At 56.2% G+C, this 17,175-nt stretch carries 16 protein-coding genes; 14 read left to right on the forward strand and 2 right to left on the reverse strand.

Annotated features, from left to right (window positions below; all coding sequences use genetic code 11):
• The first annotated feature begins 47 nt into the window (after positions 1 to 47).
• On the forward strand, positions 48 to 713 hold the full coding sequence (locus tag ACEWZM_RS15300; protein WP_414007257.1) for an HAD-IA family hydrolase: 666 nt from the start codon (positions 48 to 50) through the stop codon (positions 711 to 713).
• 73 nt (positions 714 to 786) lie between these two features.
• A complete protein-coding gene (locus ACEWZM_RS15305) occupies positions 787 to 1,995 on the forward strand; it encodes a DegT/DnrJ/EryC1/StrS family aminotransferase (RefSeq protein WP_414007258.1) in 1,209 nt (402 codons plus the stop codon).
• 9 nt (positions 1,996 to 2,004) lie between these two features.
• Here the strand turns inward: ACEWZM_RS15305 and ACEWZM_RS15310 are convergent, their stop codons facing one another.
• Positions 2,005 to 3,069, reverse strand: coding sequence for a Hint domain-containing protein (locus tag ACEWZM_RS15310; protein ID WP_414007259.1), 1,065 nt, complete (start codon positions 3,067 to 3,069; stop codon positions 2,005 to 2,007).
• A gap of 193 nt (positions 3,070 to 3,262) precedes the next feature.
• Between ACEWZM_RS15310 and ACEWZM_RS15315 the strand changes: the two genes are divergently transcribed.
• A complete protein-coding gene (locus ACEWZM_RS15315; protein WP_414007260.1) occupies positions 3,263 to 4,423 on the forward strand; it encodes an isovaleryl-CoA dehydrogenase in 1,161 nt (386 codons plus the stop codon).
• Positions 4,424 to 4,543: 120 nt separating this feature from the next.
• Here ACEWZM_RS15315 and ACEWZM_RS15320 read toward each other — a convergent pair whose 3' ends face one another.
• Complete coding sequence (locus tag ACEWZM_RS15320) at positions 4,544 to 5,158, reverse strand: OmpW/AlkL family protein (RefSeq protein ID WP_414007261.1); 615 nt, start codon at positions 5,156 to 5,158, stop codon at positions 4,544 to 4,546.
• A gap of 164 nt (positions 5,159 to 5,322) precedes the next feature.
• On the opposite strand from ACEWZM_RS15320, the gene ACEWZM_RS15325 reads away from it, so the two are divergent.
• From ACEWZM_RS15325 to ACEWZM_RS15375, 11 genes are all read left to right on the forward strand, one after another.
• Positions 5,323 to 6,882 (forward strand): AMP-binding protein, encoded by a 1,560-nt coding sequence (locus ACEWZM_RS15325; protein ID WP_414007262.1) that lies wholly within the window; start codon positions 5,323 to 5,325, stop codon positions 6,880 to 6,882.
• Positions 6,879 to 7,604: a DUF6602 domain-containing protein gene (locus ACEWZM_RS15330; protein WP_414007263.1), complete on the forward strand. Its 726-nt coding sequence runs from the start codon at positions 6,879 to 6,881 to the stop codon at positions 7,602 to 7,604. Before ACEWZM_RS15325 ends, ACEWZM_RS15330 begins: the two co-directional genes overlap by 4 nt.
• A complete protein-coding gene (locus ACEWZM_RS15335; RefSeq protein ID WP_414007264.1) occupies positions 7,601 to 9,205 on the forward strand; it encodes a carboxyl transferase domain-containing protein in 1,605 nt (534 codons plus the stop codon). Before ACEWZM_RS15330 ends, ACEWZM_RS15335 begins: the two co-directional genes overlap by 4 nt.
• A gap of 10 nt (positions 9,206 to 9,215) precedes the next feature.
• On the forward strand, positions 9,216 to 11,153 hold the full coding sequence (locus ACEWZM_RS15340) for an acetyl/propionyl/methylcrotonyl-CoA carboxylase subunit alpha (RefSeq protein WP_414007265.1): 1,938 nt from the start codon (positions 9,216 to 9,218) through the stop codon (positions 11,151 to 11,153).
• Positions 11,154 to 11,259: 106 nt separating this feature from the next.
• Complete coding sequence (locus ACEWZM_RS15345) at positions 11,260 to 12,120, forward strand: hydroxymethylglutaryl-CoA lyase (RefSeq protein WP_414007266.1); 861 nt, start codon at positions 11,260 to 11,262, stop codon at positions 12,118 to 12,120.
• Positions 12,121 to 12,193: 73 nt separating this feature from the next.
• The gene (locus ACEWZM_RS15350) at positions 12,194 to 12,976 is read left to right on the forward strand and encodes a crotonase/enoyl-CoA hydratase family protein (protein WP_414007267.1); all 783 of its coding nucleotides are present in this window, start codon (positions 12,194 to 12,196) and stop codon (positions 12,974 to 12,976) included.
• A gap of 237 nt (positions 12,977 to 13,213) precedes the next feature.
• The gene (locus ACEWZM_RS15355) at positions 13,214 to 13,579 is read left to right on the forward strand and encodes an NADH-quinone oxidoreductase subunit A (protein WP_014874151.1); all 366 of its coding nucleotides are present in this window, start codon (positions 13,214 to 13,216) and stop codon (positions 13,577 to 13,579) included.
• A complete protein-coding gene (locus tag ACEWZM_RS15360; protein WP_014874152.1) occupies positions 13,570 to 14,103 on the forward strand; it encodes a NuoB/complex I 20 kDa subunit family protein in 534 nt (177 codons plus the stop codon). The genes ACEWZM_RS15355 and ACEWZM_RS15360 overlap by 10 nt, the downstream gene beginning before the upstream one ends.
• A gap of 24 nt (positions 14,104 to 14,127) precedes the next feature.
• The gene (locus ACEWZM_RS15365; RefSeq protein WP_414007268.1) at positions 14,128 to 14,733 is read left to right on the forward strand and encodes an NADH-quinone oxidoreductase subunit C; all 606 of its coding nucleotides are present in this window, start codon (positions 14,128 to 14,130) and stop codon (positions 14,731 to 14,733) included.
• Complete coding sequence (locus ACEWZM_RS15370; protein WP_414008053.1) at positions 14,733 to 15,944, forward strand: NADH-quinone oxidoreductase subunit D; 1,212 nt, start codon at positions 14,733 to 14,735, stop codon at positions 15,942 to 15,944. The genes ACEWZM_RS15365 and ACEWZM_RS15370 overlap by 1 nt, the downstream gene beginning before the upstream one ends.
• Complete coding sequence (locus ACEWZM_RS15375) at positions 15,944 to 17,161, forward strand: NADH-quinone oxidoreductase subunit E (protein ID WP_414007269.1); 1,218 nt, start codon at positions 15,944 to 15,946, stop codon at positions 17,159 to 17,161. The genes ACEWZM_RS15370 and ACEWZM_RS15375 overlap by 1 nt, the downstream gene beginning before the upstream one ends.
• Positions 17,162 to 17,175: the final 14 nt, after the last annotated feature.

Consider the following 17,175-nt stretch of genomic DNA (forward strand, 5'->3'; position numbering starts at 1 on the left):
GCGGGTTGCAATAAGCGGTGGCGAAAACGCGCCGAGAGGGGGCAGATATGCGAACGGTTATCTTCGATCTGGACGGAACTCTGGCGGATACCTCCGGCGATCTGCTGGCCGCGGCAAACGCCTGTTTCCGTCAGATGGGCTTGGGGGATTTGCTAAATCTGCCACAGGATGCCGGTGTTGCATTGCGCGGAGGCCGGAGCATGCTGACGACAGGATTGAAGCGGGCAGAACGTTATCACGAAGAGATCGTTGATGAGTATTATCCGCATCTGCTGGAGTATTATCGTGATGCTATCGATCATCATACGGTGATGTATCCTGGTGCCATGGCTGCGGTTGAGCACTTGAAATCCGATGGGTTCCGAGTGGGTATCTGTACAAACAAGCCCGAAGCGTTGGCCGAAAAACTCACCCGTAGCCTGGGTGTCAGAGATGCATTTCATTCGTTGGTCGGTGCCGACACCCTTCCAGTGCGTAAACCAGATCCAGAGCCGCTGCGAGAAGCTGCGCGCCGCGCCGGGGGTGATCCTGACCGCACTATACTAATTGGCGATACGGACACCGATCGCAAAACCTCTGCTGCAGCCGGGGTGGCATCGGTGCTGGTCACTTTTGGTCCCGCTGGTGCAGATCTTGAGGCACTGCGCCCGGACGCTTTGTTGCAGCATTATGAGGACCTTCCTGCATTGGCAGCACGGTTGTTGCCGCTCTGATCTCGTCTGTAAAGCGAGCCATAACCTGTGGGCGGGGCTTGACCTTGCTCCACTGCGGGCAGACAAAAGCGTCATGACAGAGATTTTCACTGGTAGTTTCACTCAGCAAGAACCAATTCCCGATGAGGCGATTGCTGCCGCCGTTGAGGTGATGCAGCACGGTCGCTTGCACCGCTATAATGTCGCCGATGGCGAAGCGGGCGAAGTGACGCTTCTGGAAGAAGAGTTCGCCGCGCAGATAGGCGCGCCTTATGCACTGGCGGTGGCGTCTGGCGGGTATGCGCTGGCAACGGCCCTACGCGCAGTGGGGGTGAAACCCAATGACAAAGTTCTGACCAATGCCTTTACCCTTGCTCCGGTGCCGGGTGCCATCGCCGCTGTCGGCGCGCAACCCATTTATGTTGGCGTGACAGAGGCGTTGACGCTTGATCTGGATGATCTGGAGGGGCAGCTCAGTGTCACGGGATATCCGCGGGTGTTGATGCTGTCGCACATGCGCGGACATCTGTGTGACATGGATCGATTGATGGCAATCTGCGATGCGGCTGGTGTCATTGTCATTGAGGACTGCGCGCATACAATGGGTGCGCGTTGGGATGGCGTTCTGTCCGGTCGTCTTGGGGCGGTTGGCTGCTATTCTTGCCAGACCTACAAGCATGTGAACTCCGGCGAAGGAGGTATTCTTGTGACGTCTGATCCCGAAATTGCAGCGCGGGCAATCATGCTGTCAGGCTCCTATATGCTCTACTCCAGGCACCGTGCCGCGCCAAGTCCAGAAGTCTTTGAGCGCATCAAATATGAAACCCCGAATATTTCGGGCCGTATGGATAATTTGCGTGCGGCAATTCTGCGCCCTCAGCTGCGTGATCTGACGGCGCAGGTTGACCGATGGAATGAGCGGTATCGGCAGATTGAGGCGGGATTGCACGATACACCAGGTCTGAAGCTAATCGATCGATCCGAAAAAGAGTATTATGTCGGCTCCTCCATTCAGTTCCTGTTGTTGGATTGGAGGGCAGAGAAAATCGATGCGGTGTTGAGCCGCTGTGCAGGGCGCGGTGTCGAGCTCAAATGGTTTGGCGCGCCGGAACCTGTCGCCTTTACCTCGCGATATGACAGCTGGCGCTATGCGGATGCGCCTGCAATGCCTGCCAGTGATCGCATCTTGCAGGGTATCATTGATATGCGTGTACCCTTGACCTTCTCGCTTGAAGATTGCGCGCAGATAGCCCGTATCATCCGCGCCGAAGTAGCGGCGGTATTTCAGGCGGGTGACACCTAGAGACCTTGCCTAGGCAGCATCAATGATGGCGTGGTTGTTTTTGCCAATCCGCTCAATAAGTCGTTTTTGCTTGTTGTGAGCTGGGATGTGTTTTGCGCTGGCATGGCTCCGCATGGTCTCGTTCACTAGATCGGGAAACAGCAGTGTCAATTCGTCCTGCGCGGTCGGCGAAAGGGCTGTTAGCGAGCGTTCAGTGACCAACAGGCTCTCGCTTGGTGCACCATTGGCCTGAACGATTTCGTGGTCGTCAAACAGCATATGGAAATAGCTCACATGATCCTGTGTTTCCGTTACATAAATACCTGGCAGCGCGGTCAGGCGGATGGCCGGGATCAGTACTTCGGTTTCGCCAAACATGCGCTGTGCAACGCGTGAACGAACCAGCATGCGGTGTTGGCGGGAAACCTGAAGTGGGCGATTGGGGAGGCCCAGTCCGAGTGCGCCAGCCTCAATCCGCACGGGGCGGAGTTTCTCATTTCCAGCCATTTGCACTGATGTCACCTTCCGCTTGCCGATCCATCGCAACGGTTTGAGGCCGGTTTCAGTCACAATCATATCGCCCGGCGCAAGCGTTTCTATTGCACGAGGGCCGTTTGCGGTATCTATCAGCGTGCCATTACAGAAGCACACTATCAGTGAGATATTGTCTACAATTGCGCCCAGGCTATCATCTCCGCCAAGCTCGGTAAGGCGCAGAGTGTACTGACCGGCATTGGTGAAATCTATATTCAGGCTGACTTGGGTAAAGCTGTTGGTTGTCGGCAGGGCGGACATTGATGCAATGACGGTCCCACTGGCGTCTAGGATTTCGATCCTAAACCCATCTGTACCGGCCTGACCGAGAGAGGCCGTTCGTAGGGCGGCGTCCAGTGTCAGTGTCGTCTGGATCGGGTTGTTGACCGTAAATGACTGCTCCATGATCGTCGTCTGACCCGACGCTCCATCCATTTCGGCCACACGATTGCTCGAACCATTTCCGAGGTAAGCGTCCTCTGTGTAACTGGTCTCGAGATCGTTGCCGCTCCAATTTGCGGAACCGCTGTTGAACGTACCGTTAATGATCAAGTCGGGCATCTTGCGGGGCCTTTGCATGACGTAAGTAATGATATGTTAATACTAAACTGGGGCATCAGTATGGCGGCTACCAAGGTGCAGTACGTAGCGTTGATGATTATTTCCCAGTGTGGGGTGCGTAATATTGACTGACGATGGGGGATGTGGCAGTTAATGAACGGGTGTTCAATAAATATGTATTCTGGAGGAATCGATGTTCAACGCAAGCATGACCTTTGATCTGGGTGAAGATGTGAATGCCCTGCGCGACATGGTGCACCGCTGGGCGCAGGAGCGCGTGCGCCCAATTGCACAGGACGTTGATCAGAAGAATGAATTCCCTGCCGAACTATGGCAGGAAATGGGAGGGCTGGGTCTGTTGGGGATCACCGTTCCGGAGGAATTCGGTGGCGCTGGCATGTCTTATCTGGCCCATACCGTAGCGATTGAAGAAATCGCCCGTGCGAGTGCGTCAGTTTCATTGTCCTATGGCGCGCATTCCAACCTTTGCGTCAACCAGATCAAGTTGAACGGCAATGCCGACCAAAAGGCTAGGTATCTGCCACGGCTGGTTTCGGGCGAGCATGTTGGCGCTTTGGCGATGTCTGAGGCGGGTGCAGGCTCGGACGTGGTTTCGATGTCCTTGCGGGCCGAAAAGCGCAACGACCACTATCGCCTGAACGGCAATAAGTATTGGATCACCAATGGTCCGGATGCAGATACGCTGGTGGTCTATGCCAAGACGGATCCGGATGCTGGGTCTAAGGGGATCACGGCCTTCTTGATTGAAAAGGAATTCAAGGGATTCTCGACGTCTCAGCATTTCGACAAGCTCGGCATGCGTGGATCGAACACCGCTGAGCTGGTGTTTGAAGACGTAGAGGTGCCGTTTGAAAATGTGCTGGGCGAAGAAGGCAAAGGCGCGCGTGTTCTTATGTCCGGTCTCGACTATGAGCGCGTTGTGCTGGCCGGGATTGGGACTGGCATCATGGCGGCATGTATGGATGAAGTGATGCCATACATGAAAGAACGTAAGCAATTCGGCCAACCCATCGGTAACTTCCAACTGATGCAGGGCAAAATCGCAGATATGTACACTGCGATGAACACGGCACGTGCTTACGTTTACGAGGTGGCGAAGGCCTGCGATAAGGGCACAGTGACCCGTCAGGACGCTGCGGCATGCTGTCTATATGCATCCGAGGTGGCGATGACACAGGCGCATCAGGCGGTGCAGGCATTTGGCGGAGCAGGCTACCTGTCTGACAATCCGGTCGGCCGGATCTTCCGGGATGCAAAACTGATGGAAATTGGCGCTGGCACGTCGGAAATTCGGCGCATGCTGATCGGCCGTGAATTGATGGGGCAGATGTAGTCTTTGGGCCATTCGGGCCGCGCAGCTCAAATTGGCCTCGTGCACCAAGAAAGCGGCAGGCCTTTCAGCGTGCCGCTCCTCCCCGAAATGCTCGTCTTTTAAATCTACTCGTCAAAGGGATCAAAAGCGGTGAACGTAGCCAAAGCCAACAGTGACGGGATCGATTTCGGCAGTGCCGATTGTGGTGCCGTTAAGGGTTACATCGGTTTCGATGTCCATGTAGCGGACGTTCACACGCAAAGCGCCGCGATCCGAGATCTGCCAGTCTGCGCCCAGGTTCAGCGCCAGACCAACGCTGTCATCAAGCGAGATAACGCCGGCCGGGGAGCTCTCCTCAAAGAAGGTTGTGTAGTTAATCCCAACGCCGACAAAGGGCTTGAACCTTGTCTGGGTTGGAAAGTGGTAGTTGACCGAGAGTGTCGGCGGCAGGTGTTTAGTGGTCGCGGTGTATGCGCCATTCAAAGAAATATCATGTTCGAATGGGCTGGCTGCCAGCAGTTCAATTCCGATGTTGTCCCGGATGAAGTACTCTGCGGTGAAGGTCAGTGCAGTGTTGTCATCAATAATTGCAGCCGCGTCCGCAAGCGTGCCGTTGTCGGATTTCGGATTGACGTTGGCAATGCCAATGCCAAGAGTCCAATCCCCCCGCGAGTGGGAGTAGGGCTGTGCAAGGGTGGGGCTGGTCAGCGCTGCCAGTGCAGCGCCGAGTGCCAGTGCGGAAACCATGCGGATCATTGGGGCTATCCCTCGTTTGTCGTTTGCGGGTCGTTTGTTCGCCGGGGCTGTATGCGCCCGATACGGACTGCGAACACTGATCTGGATCAAGAAACACCGTGCTTCCCCTTTAGAAACGCTGGGAAATCCTGCATATCCGCCATGCAGATAGCGAAAGGGCGAGTATGAGCAACACTCGCAAACAAATCACCTATCCTGGATTGTGTGCAGATGGCGGCTGGCAGTTCCCACCCCGCTTGAACATGGCGGAGCAGGCGCTTAGCCATCCTGATCAACAGGTCGCACTGATTGACCTGACAGTTGGATCGCGGTGCGACGTAAGCTTTGGAGAGTTACGCCAACAGGTAGACGCCGTGGCGCGGGAATTGCTAGAGCGGGTTCGTCCCGGTGACCGTATCGGGGTTTTGCTGAGCCAATCAGTCGGTTGCGCCGTTGCACATTTGGCTATTTGGAAAATCGGCGCAATCTCGGTGCCATTATTCAAGCTATTTCAACACGATGCACTGTCCTCCCGCATCGGCGACGCCGATTTGACATTGGTACTGACAGATGAGCCCGGGGCAGAGCAGCTTAGCGATCTGGCGCAGCCGGTCCTGGTTGGTGATATTCTGGCAAAACCTGCCACGCCGTGCCGAGATCCGCTGCCCTATGCCGATACGACGCCGGAAACGCCTGCGGTTTTGATCTACACGTCCGGTACGACCGGCAGCGCCAAAGGCGCGCTCCACGGTCACCGGGTTCTGTCCGGCCATCTTCCGGGTGTTGCTATCAGCCATGATCATCTGGGCCAGCCGGGAGATTGTCTCTGGACGCCTGCAGATTGGGCCTGGATCGGTGGATTGTTTGATGTGCTGATGCCGGGCCTAGCGCTGGGCGTGCCGGTTGTTGCCACGCGGTTGGACAAGTTCACCGCCGAGGCCTGCGCCGAGATCATCCGCCAAGGGGATGTTCGCAACGCCTTTTTCCCCCCGACCGCATTGCGCCTGTTGAAGGCAGCAGGGCAGGGGCTCGACGGTTTGCGCTCGGTCGCATCTGGCGGAGAGCCCCTGGGCGCAGAGATGCTCGCCTGGGGCCAGCGTCACCTGGGCGTGACTATCAATGAATTTTACGGCCAGACCGAATGCAACATGACGGTTTCTTCCTGCGGGGCTGATTTTCCGGTGCGCCCGGGCTGCATCGGCAGGCCGGTTCCGGGATGCACGGTTGAGGTGCTGGACGATGCGGGTCTCCCCACCAAGGGAGAGGGTGACGTCGCCGTGCGCCGGGGGGCTGCGTCGATGATGCTTGAATACTGGAACCGCCCCGACGCGACGGCTGAAAAATTTCATGGCGACTGGCTGGTTACCGGGGATCGCGGCATCTGGGAGGGGGACTATCTGCGCTTTGTCGGGCGCGAGGATGATGTCATCACTTCCGCCGGCTACCGCATCGGTCCAGCTGAGATTGAGGATTGCCTGATGACCCATCCGGCGGTGGCGACGGTGGGCGTGGTGGGCAAACCCGACGCGCTGCGTACAGAAATCGTGAAGGCCTATGTGGTGCTGAAACCCGGTGCCACCGCCTCTGAGAAGGAGCTGCAGGACTACGTCAAATCTCGTCTGGCAAAGTACTCTTACCCACGCGAAGTGGAGTTCTTAGAGGCCCTACCGATGACCGTGACCGGCAAGGTGATCCGCAAGGAGTTGAAGGCGCGGGCTTCGGAGGAAAGTGAGGCAATGCAGTGAAAAACGAAGAACAAAACCCCTTTGAAAACTATCAACAACTCCTTGAGCAAAAGCTGTCAGCAGATATGTCCTTTGCTCGGAGTTTGGTCGAGCACAATGGCGAGCGTGGGCGACTGGTCGAATTGGTTTTCAAGAAAGTTCTTGAACAACACTTGCCTGAAGCCTTTGGAGTCACCACTGGATTTGTGATTGATCAACACGGTAAGCTTTCCAGACAGCTTGACCTCATTGTCTATTCCAAAGCGACGTGCCCTTTCTTTTTCAACGATGGCCTTTCTGTTATTCCGGTTGAAGCACTAATTTTGGCTGTCGAAGTCAAAACCAAAATGACCCTACGAGAGTTTCAGGACACACGCGAAAAGGCTCGTTCTGTTATGAACCTCGACCGGACTGCATATGTGCCTCAACCTTATATTATTTCCGGAGCAACTAGCGGAAAAGATGGAAGGCATGTGCCTTTGATCATCGGTGTTTCTTTGGACTCCGTTGATACTCGACAGCTTCTTTCTTCGGGCACCGGGGAAGTAATCGAGCCAGTATTCTTGTCAATGGATGGCAGGTGTCTGCTGAATGGGGTCGGCCCTTCTGGCGGTGTTAGCTGGACACACGAAGTGAACTACCCAGCTGCCATGTTTGTTCTCTTAGCGTCAATGATGACGACGCAAGCCCAAATGGTACCAATCGATATCACAAAATATCTGAAAGTGAGGCCGGGAAAATGAAACTCAGATCCAATGCGATGCCTTCTTCCGAAGGCTTCAAACAGAACCGTGCGGCGCATCTGGACGCGCTCGCGCAGATCAGCGAGGCGGCAGAGGCTGCGCGCATGGGCGGCGGTGAGAAATCCCGTGCCCGACACGAGTCGCGCGGCAAGATGCTGCCGCGCAGGCGGGTGGCAAACCTGCTGGACCCCGGCTCTCCGTTTCTGGAAATCGGGGCCACCGCTGCGCATAATATGTATGGTGACGCCGCGCCGAGTGCTGGCGTGGTTGCGGGGATTGGCCGCGTTCACGGGCAAGAGGTCATGGTGGTCTGCAATGATGCCACCGTTAAAGGCGGCACCTATTTCCCGATGACCGTGAAAAAACATCTCCGCGCGCAGGAGATCGCCGAAGAAAACCGCCTACCGTGTATCTATCTGGTGGACAGTGGTGGTGCCAACCTTCCGCAACAGGATGAGGTTTTCCCTGACCGCGATCACTTTGGGCGTATCTTTTACAACCAAGCGCGGATGTCAGCTAAGGGCATCTCTCAGATCGCTGTTGTTATGGGTTCTTGCACGGCAGGTGGCGCCTATGTGCCTGCTATGTCAGACGTCACGATCATCGTCAAAGAACAAGGCACCATCTTTCTTGCGGGGCCTCCGTTGGTGAAGGCGGCAACAGGTGAGGTGGTCAGTGCCGAAGATCTGGGTGGCGGCGATGTGCACACACGCCTGTCTGGTGTGGCCGATTATCTGGCTGAGGACGATGCGCATGCATTGGCATTGGCGCGCCGTGCTGTGCAGTCGCTAAACATTACAAGGCCGCTGACTGTGAACTGGGCAAGCCCCGAGGAGCCCGCCTACGACCCTGAAGAAATTCTCGGTGTCGTGCCCGGTGATCTGCGCACGCCTTATGATATTCGCGAGGTGATTGCACGGCTGGTCGACGGCTCGCGGTTTGACGAGTTTAAACCGCGTTTCGGTGAAACACTGGTGACGGGATTTGCCCACCTCAAAGGCTGCCCCATCGGCATTGTTGCCAACAACGGAGTGCTGTTCTCGGAAGCCGCCCAGAAAGGTGCGCATTTCGTTGAGTTGTGCAGCCAGCGCAAGATCCCGTTGGTTTTCCTTCAGAACATCACGGGCTTCATGGTTGGCCGTAAATACGAAAACGAAGGCATCGCCCGGCACGGCGCCAAGATGGTGACAGCGGTTGCCACAACCAATGTACCAAAAGTGACCATGCTGGTCGGCGGGTCATTTGGCGCTGGCAACTATGGCATGTCGGGCCGTGCATATCAGCCGCGGTTTCTGTGGACCTGGCCGAACTCCCGTATCTCGGTGATGGGTGGAGAACAGGCCGCGGGCGTGCTTGCAACAGTGAAGCGGGATGCAATCGAACGACAGGGTGGCAATTGGTCCGCCGAGGAAGAGGCTGAATTCAAGCAGCCAACCATCGATATGTTCGAGGAACAGAGCCACCCGCTATACGCGTCGGCCCGGCTTTGGGATGACGGTGTTATTGATCCGCGCAAGTCCCGCGATGTTCTGTCTATGTCGCTGAGCGCTGCTCTGAATGCCCCGATTGAGGATACGCGCTTTGGCGTGTTTCGGATGTAAGGAACGACCAATGTTTGATAAAATCCTGATTGCCAATCGCGGTGAGATCGCCTGTCGCGTCATAGAAACTGCGCGTGATATGGGTGTACGCACCGTGGCAGTTTATTCTGACGCGGATGCCAATTCGAAACATGTCGCTATGGCGGATGAGGCTGTACATATTGGCGGGCCTGCTCCGGCCGATAGCTACCTGAAGGGCGATGTGATCATTCGCGCGGCTCAGGACGTGAAAGCCGAGGCCATTCATCCGGGCTATGGCTTCCTGTCAGAAAACCCGGGCTTTGTTGACGCGGTCGAAGCAGCGGGCCTCAGCTTTATCGGCCCCTCAGCGGATGCAATCCGCAAAATGGGTTTGAAAGATGCTGCCAAGGTATTGATGGAAAAGGCCGGTGTCCCTGTTGTGCCGGGGTACCATGGCAGCAATCAGGACGCAGATTTTCTGACCGCTGAGGCAGATAAGATCGGATATCCGGTGCTGATCAAGGCGGTTGCAGGTGGCGGCGGCAAGGGCATGCGTCTGGTCGAAGCTGCAGATGCGTTTGCTGACGCGCTTGCCAGTGCGCAGGGCGAGGCCACGACCGCGTTTGGCAATCCGGATGTTCTGATCGAGAAATATATCCAGCAGCCCCGTCATATTGAAGTGCAGGTTTTTGGTGACGGGACACAGGCTGTGCATTTGTTTGAGCGTGATTGCTCGCTTCAACGCCGCCATCAGAAAGTGATCGAAGAGGCCCCGGCGCCGGGTATGACGGCCGAGATGAGAGCCGCAATGGGTGAGGCCGGCGTGCGCGCGGCAGAAGCCATTGGCTACAAGGGCGCAGGCACGGTTGAGTTCATTGTGGACGGATCGGGTGGGCTGCGTCCCGATGGTTTCTGGTTTATGGAAATGAACACCCGCCTGCAGGTGGAACATCCGGTGACCGAGCTGATTACGGGTGTTGATCTGGTAGAATGGCAGCTACGGGTGGCAGCAGGTGAGAGCCTGCCGAAGCAACAAGATGAGCTGACGATAACGGGCCATGCGTTTGAGGCGCGGCTCTATGCGGAAGACGTGCAAAAGGGCTTTTTGCCAGCAACCGGTACGCTCACGCACTTGGCTTTCGCCGATGGATGCCGTGCGGACAGCGGGGTGCGAAGTGGCGATACTATCAGCCCTTGGTATGATCCGATGATTTCTAAGGTGATTGTGCATGGATCCACCCGAGCGGTTGCACTGTCGAAATTGTGCCGTGCATTGGAACAGACAGAAGTTGCAGGCACGGTGACTAACCTTGCGTTTCTGGGTGCTCTAGCGGCGCATGAGGGGTTTGGCCGTGGTGAGGTGGACACCGGTCTCATCGCACGTGACCTAGAAGTATTGACAGCGATTGGTGATCTTGATGCGGTGCAATGGATCGCTGCTGCACAATCGGCGCTGAATTTGTCCAACCCCAGTGAGGATAGCGGATTTACGCTTTGGGCACCTTTGCTCCGAGCTGTGCAACTGAGCCATGGGGAGTATATCCTTGATATCTGGGTCAAGGTTTTGGGGCCGCATGCACAGCATTGGCAGTTGGGCGACAGTTCGCATGAGGTGCGGTTCGACGGAACTGTCTGGCGGCTGGATGGTCGCGTTTTGCCCAATGTGGCAAGCGCCGGGAACCGACTGACTGTCTTTGGCGGTGCAAGCCGGATCTTCGATCAGATTGACCCCTTGGATCGGGCTGGCTCTGCCGGGGGCGATACCAATGTGATCGAAGCGCCCATGCCTGGTCTGGTTAAGGCGGTCTTTGCCGATGCAGGTGCAAAGGTCAAAGAAGGTGACAGACTGGCTATCCTTGAGGCGATGAAAATGGAACACTCTCTCTTGGCGGCCCGCGATGGCGTGGTGGCCGAGGTGTTGGCTGCGGCAGGTGATCAGGTCGAAGCAGGCGCTGCGCTGGTTCGCCTGGAAGAGGCGGAAAGCTGAACAGATATAAGGTCGGGCGGTCCTATTTGCGGCCGCCCGAATCTGCCACCGCAGCAACAATTGCGGTTTGACTGATGTGTCAGGATATCCTTGGGAGGGGTGCGCCATGAGCGAACGCGTAGAAATTTTCGAAGTTGGTCCGCGGGACGGATTGCAGAATGAGAAGCGCGACATTCCTGTCGCCGAAAAGATTGCGTTGATCGACCGCCTGACCAGTGCCGGGTTTCGTCGGATCGAAGTGGCGAGCTTCGTATCGCCCAAATGGGTGCCTCAGATGGCGGGATCGGGTGCCGTGTTAGATGGGATCAACCGCGACAGCAATATCCGCTATGCCGCACTGACGCCCAATATGCGGGGCTACGAAGATGCTCTGACAGCCAAAGCGGATGAAATCGCGATTTTTGCCTCCGCTTCGGAAGGTTTCTCCAAGGCAAATATCAATGCCAGCGTCGCGGAATCAATTGAGCGTTTCACGCCGATTATCGAAGCCGCACGCCATATCGATATGCCAGTGCGGGGCTATATCTCGTGTGTGACAGAGTGCCCGTTTGATGGCCCTACAGACCCGGATGCTGTCGCTGCCCTTGCGGATCGGTTGTTTTCGATGGGGTGCTACGAAATCTCGCTTGGTGATACCACCGGTCAGTCCACCCCGGATTCGATTGCCCGAATGCTTTTGGCAGTGCGCGATCGCGTGCCTGTGAGCCGCCTTGCGGGTCACTATCATGATACAGCTGGCCGCGCGATTGACAATATCGATGCTTCACTGTCGCTTGGCGTGCGGGTGTTCGACGCAGCGGTTGGCGGGTTAGGGGGGTGCCCCTATGCGCCTGGCTCTGCTGGCAATGTGGCAACTGAAGCTGTGCACGAGCACCTAACGCGGCTTGGTTATGACACGGGGTTGGATAGCATCGTTCTGAAAGATGCGGCCGATATGGCCCGTGCGATGCGCAGCGGTGATACCTGAAGGCTCATGGAACAGAACCAATACCGTAGTCGGCCGATGGCGCGCTGCGAGCAAGATATTCAGAAAGACCGACATGTATAATACCATCACGCTGACGACCGACGACCGGGGCGTAGCAACACTGACCCTGAACCGTCCGGCAAAGCACAACGCCATGTCCGGTGAGATGCTGCAGGAGCTGAAGGCAGCTGTGGCGGTGCTCGCAGATGACCAGACTGTACGTGTGGTTGTTCTGAAGGGGGCTGGTAAAAGCTTTTGCGCCGGTGGTGATCTGACCTGGATGCAGGCGCAGATGGATGCCGATGCTGTTACCCGCGCACGAGAGGCGCGGGTGTTGGCGGAAATGCTGATGGCCATCAATACATTGCCGCAGCCAGTCATCGGCGCCATTCAGGGCAATGCTTTTGGTGGCGGTGTGGGGATGGCTTCGGTCTGCGATGTCGCGATTGGAGCGGATCATATCAAGATGGGTTTGACCGAAACCCGGCTTGGTCTGATCCCAGCTACTATTGGCCCCTATGTTGTTGCGCGCATGGGCGAGGCGCGCGCACGGCGGGTGTTTATGTCGTCGCGTCTGTTTGACGCCGCCGAGGCGGTCGATCTGGGGATTCTTGCGCGGGTTGTACCTGCCGCAGATTTGGACGCCGCAATCGAGGCTGAAGTGACCCCTTATCTTAGTTGCGCGCCCGAAGCAGTGGCCGCGGCGAAGGCGTTGGCGCGGAGTTTAGGGCCCAAAATCGACGACGCAGTGATTGATCATACCATCGCCGCCTTGATCAGTCGTTGGGAGGGGAACGAGGCGCCGGAGGGCATTGCGGCGTTTTTTGCTAAGGAAAAGCCGAGCTGGCAGCGATAACTCCGTCAAAAATGCCGGTTTTCTTTCACTAAGGCGTGCCTTTTGCCAGGCGCGCCTTATCCTATGAAAACAATAGGGTTTACCGTCTGTGATGTTGATCTGCTGCGCAGGTAACAGAAGGTTTAGCCATTAACGATGCGTTGGTTGACGGTGAGGGGGCAGCGGAGTAGACACAGGCCAAGTCAACACGCCAATTGACGGCGCGCAGAAATCCGCGCGCACGGAAAGGAGCCACTCGTGGAAGAGATGTTGCGGGAATACCTCCCGATTCTGGTGTTTCTGGCCGTAGCGGTCGGGCTTGGAATTGTTCTTATTTTGGCGGCAGTTGTGCTGGCCGTCCGCAATCCGGACCCTGAAAAGGTCAGCGCTTATGAATGCGGATTTAACGCATTCGACGACGCACGGATGAAATTTGATGTCAGGTTTTACCTGGTGTCGATTCTGTTCATCATTTTTGATTTGGAAATTGCATTTTTGTTTCCTTGGGCGGTCGGTTTCAAGGACATGAGCGATGCGGGCTTCTGGTCGATGATGGTGTTTCTCGCTGTGCTGACCATTGGTTTTGCCTATGAGTGGAAGAAAGGGGCCCTGGAATGGGAGTGATGACCGGAGCCAATACGGCTGGCGTCGACAAGGAAGTCGTCACCCAGGCCCTTAATGCGGAGTTGCAGGACAAAGGCTTCCTGCTCACCTCTGCAGAAGACATTATCAACTGGGCCCGCACCGGGTCTCTGCACTGGATGACCTTCGGTCTGGCTTGTTGTGCGGTTGAGATGATGCACACCTCTATGCCGCGCTATGATGCAGAGCGTTTCGGTATCGCGCCGCGGGCGTCTCCGCGCCAGTCGGATGTGATGATCGTTGCAGGCACACTGACCAACAAGATGGCGCCCGCTCTGCGTAAGGTCTACGACCAGATGCCCGAACCGCGCTATGTGATTTCCATGGGGTCTTGTGCCAATGGCGGTGGCTACTACCACTATAGCTATTCTGTGGTCCGAGGCTGCGACAGGGTTGTACCGGTTGACGTCTACGTGCCGGGCTGCCCGCCGACGGCAGAGGCGTTGCTGTATGGTCTGATGCAATTGCAGCGCAAAATTCGCCGCACCGGCACGCTTGTGCGCTAAGTGGCTTTGGTTGGAGAGACAAATATGACTGAAGCACTGAACGAGCTTGGCACCCAGATCGCTGCAAAGCGCCCTGACTGCGTAATCGGCTGGGATGTTGCTTTTGATGAGCTCAACGTCGATGTTACCCCGTCAAACCTGGCCGGATTTGTTGATTTTTTGAAATCAGATGCGGCGTGTAAATTCTCGTCTCTGGTTGATATTACGGCTGTAGACTACCCGGATCGTCCGAAACGGTTCGATGTGGTCTATCATTTCCTGTCGATGTATCAGAACCAACGGATCCGCCTGCGCGTATCGATCCGCGAAGACGAGATGCTGCCGTCGATTGTCGCGATACATCCCTCCTCGAATTGGTTTGAGCGTGAGGTGTTCGACATGTTCGGCATCCTGTTCACAGGTCACCCTGATTTGCGCCGGATCCTGACGGACTACGGTTTCCGCGGCTATCCGCTGCGCAAGGATTTCCCGACAAGTGGCTATACCGAGGTCCGTTACGATGAGGCGCAAAAGCGTGTTGTCTACGAACCGGTTAGCTTGGTGCAGGAATATCGTCAGTTTGACTTCATGAGCCCATGGGAAGGAGCAGAGTACATCCTCCCTGGCGACGAAAAAGAGGGGGCGAAATGATGGACGGCTCCAAAATGGACGACGCCCTGACAGGTGAACAGAAAATCCGTAATTTCAACATCAACTTTGGCCCGCAACACCCTGCTGCACACGGTGTTTTGCGTTTGGTGCTAGAGCTTGATGGCGAAATCGTAGAACGATGTGATCCGCACATCGGCTTACTCCATCGTGGCACTGAAAAGCTGATGGAAAGCCGCACATACCTGCAGAACCTGCCGTATTTCGACCGCCTCGATTATGTGGCGCCGATGAATCAGGAACATGCCTGGTGTCTGGCAATTGAAAAGCTGACGGGTGTCGAGGTGCCGCGCCGTGCCTCGCTGATCCGTGTTCTATACTCCGAGATTGGCCGGATCCTGAACCACCTCCTGAACGTGACCACACAGGCGATGGATGTCGGTGCACTGACCCCGCCACTGTGGGGGTTTGAAGAGCGCGAAAAGCTGATGATCTTCTATGAGCGCGCCTGCGGAGCCCGGCTTCACGCTGCGTACTTTCGCCCCGGCGGTGTTCATCAGGATCTCCCTGATGCGCTGGTCGATGATATCGAAGCCTGGACGCACACCTTCCCTGCGGTGATGGATGACATCGACGGACTGTTGACCGAAAACCGCATCTTCAAGCAGCGGAATGCTGACATCGGCGTCGTGACCGAAGAGGATATCCTGAACTACGGGTTCTCCGGCGTTATGGTCCGTGGTTCGGGCCTAGCGTGGGATCTGCGTCGCGCGCAGCCCTATGAATGCTATGATGAATTCGACTTTCAGATCCCGGTTGGAAAGAATGGCGATTGCTATGATCGCTACCTTGTCCGCATGGAAGAGATGCGCCAGTCGTTGTCGATCATTCGTCAGTGTATTGGCAAGCTGCGCGAAGCGCCCGGTGATATCCTGGCTCGTGGTAAGCTGTCGCCGCCCAAGCGTGGCGACATGAAAACCTCGATGGAGAGCCTTATCCACCATTTCAAGCTCTACACTGAAGGCTTCCATGTTCCTGCCGGTGAGGTCTATGCCGCTGTCGAAGCGCCAAAAGGAGAGTTCGGAGTTTATCTGGTCGCGGATGGTTCCAACAAACCTTATCGTGCCAAACTGCGTGCGCCGGGCTTCTTGCATCTGCAAGCCATGGATTATGTGGCCAAGGGCCACCAACTCGCTGACGTCGCTGCCATCATTGGTACCATGGATGTCGTATTTGGAGAGATTGACCGCTAATGCTTCGTCGTCTGCATTCCGAACAACCCGATAGTTTTGCGTTTACGTCCGACAACCAGAAATGGGCGGACGCGCAGATCACCAAGTTCCCTGATGGCCGCCAGGCCAGCGCTATTATCCCACTTTTGTGGCGCGCACAGGAGCAAGAAGGCTGGTTGACAAAGCCTGCCATTGAATACGTCGCTGATATGCTCGGTATGGCGTATATCCGCGCCCTCGAGGTTGCGTCTTTCTACTTCATGTTTCAGTTGCAACCGACTGGATCCATAGCGCATGTTCAGATTTGCGGCACGACCTCCTGCATGATTTGTGGTGCTGAGGATCTGATTTCTGTCTGTCAGGAAAAGATCGCCAATAAGCCCTTCACTCTTTCAGCAGATGGGAAGTTCACATGGGAAGAGGTGGAGTGCCTTGGTGCGTGTACCAACGCGCCCATGGCTCAGATCGGCAAAGATTACTACGAAGATCTGACTGCTGAGGGGTTCGCCAAATTGCTGGATGATCTGTCTGCTGGCCAAGTGCCTCTGCCAGGTCCGCAAAACGGCCGTTACGCTGCAGAGCCGAAATCTGGTCTGACCTCACTGACTGAATATGAAAGCGGCAAGGCACAGTACAATGCATCAGTACAGCTTGCCTCTGATATTGGCGACACAGTGAAACGTATTGACGGGACCGAAGTGCCTCTTCTGACACTGTGGATCGGCAAGGATGGCAAGGTTGCCGGGCGGGATAGTGCTGACAGCCCACCGCCTGCGCCGAAAACACCGCAGCCTGCGGCGAAACAAGCCGAGGCGGCCAAAGCTGCCAAGAGCGATGCGCCTAAGAAAAAAAGTGATAGCCCTAAGAAAGCTGCTCCCAAAAAGAGCAGTGTTGATGAGGCTTCCTCAGCTAAAGCCTCTGGGGTTGAAGCCGCAGAGCCGGTTGAGGACAAGCCTGAAACTTTGACCGCTGCCCGTGGCGGCAAGGCGGATGATCTTAAGATGCTGAAAGGCGTTGGCCCCAAGTTGGAGCAGACCCTGAACGATTTGGGTTTCTTCCACTTTGACCAGATTGCAGTCTGGACCGACGAACAGGTTGCTTGGGTTGACAGCAGATTGAAATTCAAAGGGCGCATCGTCCGCGATGGCTGGATCGAACAGGCACGTAAACTGGCTGCTGGCGAAGAGACGGATTTCGCCAAAAAAGCCAAAGCCGACGACCGCTACAAAAAAGACTGACACCACAATAACCG

The organism is Phaeobacter cretensis (assembly GCF_047372505.1).
Lineage (GTDB): Bacteria > Pseudomonadota > Alphaproteobacteria > Rhodobacterales > Rhodobacteraceae > Phaeobacter > Phaeobacter cretensis.